We start from the raw sequence: 7,613 nt of genomic DNA, 5'->3' as shown, positions 1-7,613 counted from the left end.
CGATGAACTGAAGCAACTTGCTGCCGAAAACTGCGTAACTCATTGTTTACCAAGGAGTTTTCCGTTTCGACTGCGCCGGAAGTGGGGCGAATTATAGGCTTCCAGAATCTGCGGTCAAGCGTTAATTACGTTTTTTCTGCAGAAGGTGCTTTTTTCGTAATAAGCCTAGGGATTCGGCGCATTACCGCAGGTATACGCAATGCCAGCAGCAGCGCACCTATAGATGCATAGATTGCCCACTCCTTCAGGTCAGCCCGCACGATCCACAACATATGCAGCAGCCCAAGCCCAAGAATCACGTAGACCAAGCGATGCAGCTTCTTCCAACGATTTCCCAGTCGACGCTGGCTATAGCGATTAGACGTCACCGCCAACATCAACAATGACAAGAAACCCAACGTACCCACAATAATGTAAGGCCGCTTACGTAGCTCAACTCCAAGCTGCGACCAATCAAGGCCCAGAACAAATACACAATAGGCCGCCAGATGCAGCACCACATAAGCAAAGCACCACAACCCAAGCTGCCGGCGCACCGCTATCCACCCCGCCCAGCCGCTCAACTTTTGCAGCGGCGTCATCCCCAGCGTGATCAGCAGCAGGATCAACGTGCCCAACCCCAGCCGATCAACCAGCACCTTTCCCGGATCTGGACCCAAGGCAAAACTCCACGCTTCATATAGCCATATCAACGGCCACACTGCCGCCGCTATAAAAACGCCGATACGCCAGACGGGATAACGCATCAGTAGTTCTTCCGCAGATCGAGGCCAGCATATAAAGAAGCAACCTCTTCCGAGTAGCCATTGAACATCTGCGTCTCACGCACATTCGGACTGAATAGACCACTTGGCAGACGACGCTCCCGTGCCTGGGTCCAACGTGGATGATCCACGGTAGGGTTCACATTCGCATAAAACCCATACTCGTCCGCGGCAATGCTCTGCCAAGTGGTTTTCGGCTGCTCACTCACAAGGCTGATCCGCACGATGGACTTCACACTCTTGAAACCGTACTTCCAAGGCACGACCAGACGTAACGGTGCACCATTCTGATTGGGCAACTCGCGCCCATACATGCCAACGGCAAGAATCGCCAAAGGATTCATCGCCTCATCCAGGCGCAACCCCTCTACATAAGGCCAGTCGATCAAGCCAAAACTCGAACGCTGACCAGGCATACTCTTGGGGTCCTGGAGGGTTTCAAAACGAATGTACTTAGCCTTGGAGGTCGGCTCAACTTGCTTGAGCAAGGCAGAGATCGGAAAGCCCATCCACGGTATGACCATCGACCACGCCTCGACACAGCGCAGCCGGTAGATCCGCTCTTCCAACTGATAGGGCTTCATGAAGTCTTCCAGGGCATAACGCCCCGGCTTGGCAACCTCACCATCAATCACAACACTCCAGGGTTCGGTCTTGAGCGAACCCGCATTCTTCGCAGGATCGCCCTTGTCAGTGCCAAACTCATAAAAGTTGTTGTAGTGGGTTGCGTCCTTGAACGGGGTGATAGCTTCACCTGCGACCGTCACCGCCTGCCATTTCGTGCCTGGCAGCTTGTCAGCAAACCAGCCCGGCGCCTTCCCCGGCTCAACATCGGCATAACGCGCAGCCTCATCCGCACTGGCCCAGCGTGGCAAGCTACTGGCGGCGATACCGGCAAGCGCACCACCGAGCAAGCTGCGGCGAGAGAGGTAGAAAGATTCAGGGGTGACGTCCGACTCGTGGCAATCGGACGCTTTAGGCAATTTGATTAACATGGCAACTCCGCAGCATTGGAGGACTGATGCACCAATAGACTGCGGAGTATGGGGGAAATTACATTAAGGCAATGTTTTGTCCCGACGCATATGCAGCAAGTACTGAACCGGCCCGGAAGCAGCGTAGACCAGGAAGGCCAACAGCAGAATCCGCGGCGGATCGCTGAAGACCACGGCAAATACCAGCACCACTGCCAGGATCGCCACAAAAGGTACGCGCCCCTTGAGGTCAAGCTCCTTGAAGCTGTTGTACTTGATATTGCTGACCATCAGCATACCGGCCGCTGCCACCATCAACGCCACCAGGAACGACATCTTCGAACCCTGGATGCCGTAGTCACTGAATGCCCAGACGATACCCGCCACGACACCCGCTGCTGCCGGACTGGCCAGCCCGATGAAGTAGCGCTTGTCGGCAGTACCTACCTGGGTATTGAAGCGCGCCAGACGCAACGCGGCGCCCGCAACATAGATGAAGGCCACCATCCAGCCAACCTTGCCCATGTCACCCAGCGCCCAGGCAAATGCCAACAATGCCGGAGCCACCCCAAACGCGACCATGTCCGACAGCGAGTCGTACTCGGCACCGAAGGCACTTTGGGTGTTGGTCATACGTGCAACACGACCATCCAGACCGTCGAGCACCATGGCCACGAAAATGGCGATCGCCGCAAAACCGAAGTACTTGCTGGCATTCGCGGCATCACCTGCCGCCAGCGCACTCTGGGCGCTCATGGAATTGATGATGGAATAGAAACCGGCAAACAGGTTCGCCGTGGTAAACAGATTGGGCAGCAGATAGATGCCACGGTGCCGGACCTTACGGCCTTCCGCGTCATGCCCCTCTTCGACATGCTCATCGATCGGTAGCAGGCTTTCGGCGTCAGGAGCCTGGTTAGGCTCGTCGGGACGTTCGCTCATGGACTTTACCTTGCAACGGTGTGAAAAAAATTCGACCAATACTTGCGGCGAGTGTTCGCCCGCAAACGATGCAGCTTTATACCAGAACCCGCCCCCAAACGAAAAAACGCGGCCTAAGCCGCGTTTTCTCTTGATGCGTACGACTTAGTTTTTGGCTTTGTCGACGATCTTGTTGGCACCGATCCACGGCATCATGGAGCGCAGTTGCTCGCCGATGACTTCGATACCGTGAGCGGCGTTGTTACGACGCTTGGCGGTCATCGAAGGGTAGCCGGTAGCGCCTTCGGTGATGAACATTTTGGCGTATTCGCCGTCCTGAATACGTTTCAGGGCGTTGCGCATAGCCTGACGGGACTCGGCGTTGATAACTTCCGGGCCTGTCACGTACTCGCCGTACTCAGCGTTGTTGGAGATCGAGTAGTTCATGTTGGCGATACCGCCTTCGTACATGAGGTCAACGATCAGCTTCAGTTCGTGCAGGCATTCGAAGTAGGCCATTTCCGGCGCATAGCCAGCTTCAACCAGGGTTTCGAAACCGGCTTTCACCAGCTCAACGGTACCGCCGCACAGAACGGCTTGTTCGCCGAACAGGTCGGTTTCGGTCTCGTCCTTGAAGGTGGTTTCGATGATGCCGGTGCGACCGCCACCCACGCCAGCAGCGTAGGACAGTGCAACGTTCTTGGCATTGCCCGAGGCGTCCTGGTAGATCGCGATCAGGTCAGGGATACCGCCGCCTTTGACGAACTCGGAACGCACGGTGTGGCCCGGTGCTTTCGGCGCGATCATGATCACGTCCAGGTCAGCGCGTGGCACAACCTGGTTGTAGTGAATCGCGAAACCGTGGGAGAAGGCCAGGGTGGCGCCCTTCTTGATGTTCGGTTCGATTTCGTTCTTGTACAGCGCGGACTGGAACTCGTCCGGGGTCAGGATCATGACCAGGTCGGCAGCAGCAACAGCGGAAGCAACATCAGTCACTTTCAGGCCGTGGGCTTCTGCCTTGGCAACAGTGGCCGAGCCTTTACGCAGGCCGACAGTCACGTCAACGCCGGAGTCTTTCAGGTTGCAAGCTTGCGCGTGCCCCTGGGAGCCGTAGCCGATGATGGCGACTTTCTTGCCCTGGATGATCGACAGGTCACAATCTTTTTCGTAATAAACTTTCATGAGGTTCCTCTATATATCCAGGCCGTAAGGCCATTCACTAATTTGGGTTAGATGCTGAGTACTTTGTCGCCACGGGCAATCCCGGTGACACCACTGCGTACCGTTTCCAGAATCGAGGCCGTCCCGATCGACTGGATGAAGCTGTCCAGCTTGTCGCTTGTACCGGTCAGTTGCACGGTATAAACGCTGGCGCTTACATCCACGATCTGCCCGCGATAGATGTCGGTGGTGCGTTTGATCTCGGCACGTTGGGCACCGGTGGCCTTGACCTTGACCAGCATCAGCTCGCGCTCGATGTGGGCACTTTCCGACAGGTCGACCAGCTTGACCACTTCGATCAGCTTGTTGAGGTTCTTGGTGATCTGCTCGATCACCTCATCGTGGCCCACGGTAGTCAACGTCAGGCGCGACAGTGTCGGGTCTTCGGTCGGGGCCACGGTCAGGCTTTCGATGTTGTAGTTGCGTTGCGAAAACAGGCCGACAACACGAGACAGAGCGCCGGGTTCGTTCTCCAGAAGCAGGGAGATAATGTGCCGCATGATTAAGTACGCTCCGTCTTGTTCAGCCACATGTCGCGCATCGAGCCGTCTTTGATCTGCATCGGGTAGACGTGCTCGCTGGTATCCACCTTGATATCGATGAACACCAGACGGTCCTTCATGGCGAACGCCTCTTCCATCTTCGGCTTGAGATCTTTCAGATCGGTGATGCGAATGCCGACATGGCCATAGGCTTCAACCAACTTGATGAAATCCGGCAACGATTCCATGTAGGAATGGGAGTGACGGCTACCGTAGCTCATGTCCTGCCACTGACGAACCATGCCCAGTACGCCGTTGTTCAAGCAGACGATCTTCACCGGAAGACCGTACTGCAGGCACGTCGACAGCTCCTGGATGTTCATCTGAATGCTGCCTTCACCGGTGACGCACGCCACGTCGGTGTCCGGGAAGCTCAGTTTCACCCCCATGGCCGCCGGGAAGCCGAAGCCCATCGTGCCCAGGCCACCGGAGTTGATCCAGCGGTTAGGCTTGTCGAACTTGTAGTACTGCGCCGCGAACATCTGGTGCTGGCCCACGTCGGAGGTCACAAAGGCATCGCCCTTGGTCACTTCGCACAGGGTTTCAATCACGGTTTGTGGCTTGATGATGCTGCCGTCGCCCTTGTCATAAGGGAACAGGCCGCGATCGCCACGCCATTCATCGATCTGCTTCCACCAACTGGCAACCGAGTCTTTGTTTGGCGTCTCGCCGATGTCCTTGAGCGCAGCGACCATTTCGGTCAATACGCTTTCCACAGGCCCCACAATCGGCACGTCGGCCTTGATGGTCTTGGAGATGGATGCCGGATCGATGTCGATGTGGATGATCTTGGCATTCGGGCAAAACTTGCTCGCACCGTTGATCACGCGGTCATCAAAACGTGCACCCACAGCCAGAATCACGTCAGCATGGTGCATGGCCAGGTTGGCGGTGTAGCTGCCGTGCATGCCGAGCATGCCGACGAACTGACGGTCCGTACCCGGGAAGGCGCCGAGGCCCATCAGGGTATTGGTGACCGGCAGGTTGAGCAGCTTGGCCAATTCGGTCAACGGTGCGGAACCGCCACCCAGGATCACGCCGCCACCCGAGTACAGCACTGGACGCTTGGCCGCCAGGAGCATTTCTGCCGCCTTGCGGATTTGCCCCGAGTGCCCACGAACGGCAGGGCTGTAGGAGCGCAGCTTGGCTTTTTTCGGGAAGACGTATTCGAATTTTTCAGCCGGGTTGGTCATGTCTTTCGGGATATCGACCACGACAGGCCCTGGGCGACCGGACTGCGCGAGGTAGAAGGCCTTTTTCATGACTTCCGGAATTTCCGAGGCGTGCTTGATCATGAAGCTGTGTTTCACGATCGGCCGGGAGATACCGATCATGTCGGTTTCCTGGAACGCGTCGGTGCCGACCATGGTGCTAGGCACCTGGCCAGAGATGATCACCATCGGGATGGAGTCCATATAGGCAGTCGCAATGCCAGTAATGGCATTCGTTGCGCCTGGGCCGGACGTTACCAGTACCACGCCGGCTTTACCGGTGGCACGGGCATAACCGTCAGCCATATGGGTCGCGGCCTGTTCGTGGCGAACCAGGATGTGGGTAACAGCCGGTTCCTTGAACAGTGCGTCGTAAACATGCAGCAGAGCACCACCTGGGTACCCGTAGATATAGTCGACGCCTTCGTCACGCAAAAAGCGGACGAGCATCTCACCGCCAGATAAAAGCTCCACGTTGTTCACCTCTAAAACGCCAGAATACCGTCCGTTGAAAACCGACGGGTCTTAATAGGTTTACTTCTCAACAGAGCATGAGCGACGGTGGTCGCCGACTACGTCAGCACTGACTGAGCAAGTATTGGGATCGTCCCAAGTGTTGCGGGCTTTTCCCACCCAGCGCGAGGTAACGCGTTGCGGGTGTAACAGGTCGGCGCGGATGTGCGCCTCATGATCTGCTGAGCGGGCCTGCTTCTGGCAGTCCCGATACAGCGGACTTTGGATTCTTCTGTTTCAGGCCGTTCAAGTCAAGCAATAATTGCGCTTTTTTCCAACTAAGCGCATGAGAACGCAGAAGAAAGGGCTTTGAGGAGGGATAAAACTCGCCTGAATGTCGTCAAGCGGTAGAAATATGCGCAAGACTGCCGGAAAACCCGGCAGTCAGGCAATTAACGAGCGTCGACGATCAATTGATCGAACTTTTTCAGCGCATTACGCAAGCCAACGCTTTCTCGCGGCCGATCGGCATAGACCATCTCGGCCATTTCCAGGATCCCCGATGCGCTGGGCAACGGCAGGTCCTGTTCGAGGATCTGCTTCATGCGCACCAGGAAGATCCATTGCAGCCACTGGTGAAAGTCCAGGGTATCCACCGAAAACGGCTCAACGCTGCTAAGCGCCTCGACGCCGGGGGAGACCTCATCCCACCAGCCCTGAATGCGCAATTCGCGCTCGATCAGCAATAACTGCTCGGCAATCGCAGGAAACCGTACATCCATCAGAGGCTGACCTTGGCTTTTTGACGGGCCTGGGCGGCACCCGCGGCATCACCTTGTGCGGCACGCGCATCTCCGATCAACGCCCACAGGCTGGCTTGCAGATCAGGACGACCGCTGGCCATCGTGAGGCCACGGCGGGCGAACTGCTCGGCTTGCGGCGCATCGCCCTGGGCCATTCGCACCTGCGCCAGGCGATACAGCACTTGTGGTTCACGCGGTGCAACGCGTTGCGCACGCTCAAGGCTCGATGACGCACCGTTCAGGTCGCCACCGGCCTGTTGTTGCTGAGCCGTCGTCAGCAAGGCCAACACCGGGCCATCCAACTGTTCGTCAGCCGACAAGCCGCCCGAGTTGGAGGAGGATGGAATGCCACTTGGCGTCGACGGCATGTTGTAGGTGCCCTGGTTGATCGGCGCAGCCTGAATCGGCGTGGAGTCGATCGGCCCAGAGGTGCTTGGACCAGGCGTCCATGGCTCAGCGCTGATCGGGGCCGACGTAGCCGCGCCGCCGCCCGGCACCATCACCACCACGCCCGAATCCTGCGGCACGGCCTGAGGCTTGGCCTGCGCGGGACGATTGGTCACGGTCTGGCGGAAACCGCCATTGGCCGAGATCCGGTCGTTATTGGAGACGGCTGTGCTCGAATCCACCACGGGGATGGAGCCGCGCTGCACGCTGGAGCAACCGCTGAGCAAAGCCAATGTTGTAATAGCTGGAATCAACCACTTGTTCACTTGAAACCCTC

Annotated in this window: 8 protein-coding genes; all 8 read right to left on the bottom strand. The window is 57.3% G+C overall.

Annotated features, from left to right (window positions below; translation table 11 throughout):
* Positions 1-125: 125 nt before the first annotated feature.
* The 8 genes from msrQ to EJD88_RS10325 all read right to left on the bottom strand — a co-directional run bounded on the left by msrQ (position 126) and on the right by EJD88_RS10325 (position 7,602).
* Complete coding sequence (gene msrQ / locus EJD88_RS10360) at positions 126-746, bottom strand: protein-methionine-sulfoxide reductase heme-binding subunit MsrQ (protein ID WP_099584825.1); 621 nt, start codon at positions 744-746, stop codon at positions 126-128.
* The gene (gene msrP / locus EJD88_RS10355; protein ID WP_099584824.1) at positions 746-1,759 is read right to left on the bottom strand and encodes a protein-methionine-sulfoxide reductase catalytic subunit MsrP; all 1,014 of its coding nucleotides are present in this window, start codon (positions 1,757-1,759) and stop codon (positions 746-748) included. Before msrP ends, msrQ begins: the two co-directional genes overlap by 1 nt.
* 63 nt (positions 1,760-1,822) lie before the next feature.
* Positions 1,823-2,680, bottom strand: coding sequence for a CDP-diacylglycerol--serine O-phosphatidyltransferase (gene pssA / locus EJD88_RS10350; protein ID WP_099584823.1), 858 nt, complete (start codon positions 2,678-2,680; stop codon positions 1,823-1,825).
* Positions 2,681-2,824: 144 nt separating this feature from the next.
* Positions 2,825-3,841 (bottom strand): ketol-acid reductoisomerase, encoded by a 1,017-nt coding sequence (ilvC, locus tag EJD88_RS10345; protein WP_099584822.1) that lies wholly within the window; start codon positions 3,839-3,841, stop codon positions 2,825-2,827.
* 47 nt (positions 3,842-3,888) lie between these two features.
* A complete protein-coding gene (gene ilvN / locus EJD88_RS10340; RefSeq protein WP_003176102.1) occupies positions 3,889-4,380 on the bottom strand; it encodes an acetolactate synthase small subunit in 492 nt (163 codons plus the stop codon).
* A 2-nt stretch (positions 4,381-4,382) separates the two neighbouring features.
* Positions 4,383-6,107 carry an acetolactate synthase 3 large subunit gene (locus EJD88_RS10335; RefSeq protein WP_158877897.1) on the bottom strand — a complete coding sequence of 575 codons (1,725 nt, stop codon included), beginning with the start codon at positions 6,105-6,107 and terminating at the stop codon, positions 4,383-4,385.
* Positions 6,108-6,538: 431 nt separating this feature from the next.
* Positions 6,539-6,868, bottom strand: coding sequence for a YqcC family protein (locus EJD88_RS10330; protein ID WP_099584821.1), 330 nt, complete (start codon positions 6,866-6,868; stop codon positions 6,539-6,541).
* On the bottom strand, positions 6,868-7,602 hold the full coding sequence (locus EJD88_RS10325; protein ID WP_099584820.1) for a tetratricopeptide repeat protein: 735 nt from the start codon (positions 7,600-7,602) through the stop codon (positions 6,868-6,870). The genes EJD88_RS10330 and EJD88_RS10325 overlap by 1 nt, the downstream gene beginning before the upstream one ends.
* Between the last annotated feature and the right edge of the window lie 11 nt (positions 7,603-7,613).

The organism is Pseudomonas sp. PB105 (assembly GCF_009764655.1).
Classification (GTDB): Bacteria; Pseudomonadota; Gammaproteobacteria; order Pseudomonadales; family Pseudomonadaceae; genus Aquipseudomonas; species Aquipseudomonas cyclaminis.
This window is presented reverse-complemented; position numbering and strand designations above follow the sequence as displayed.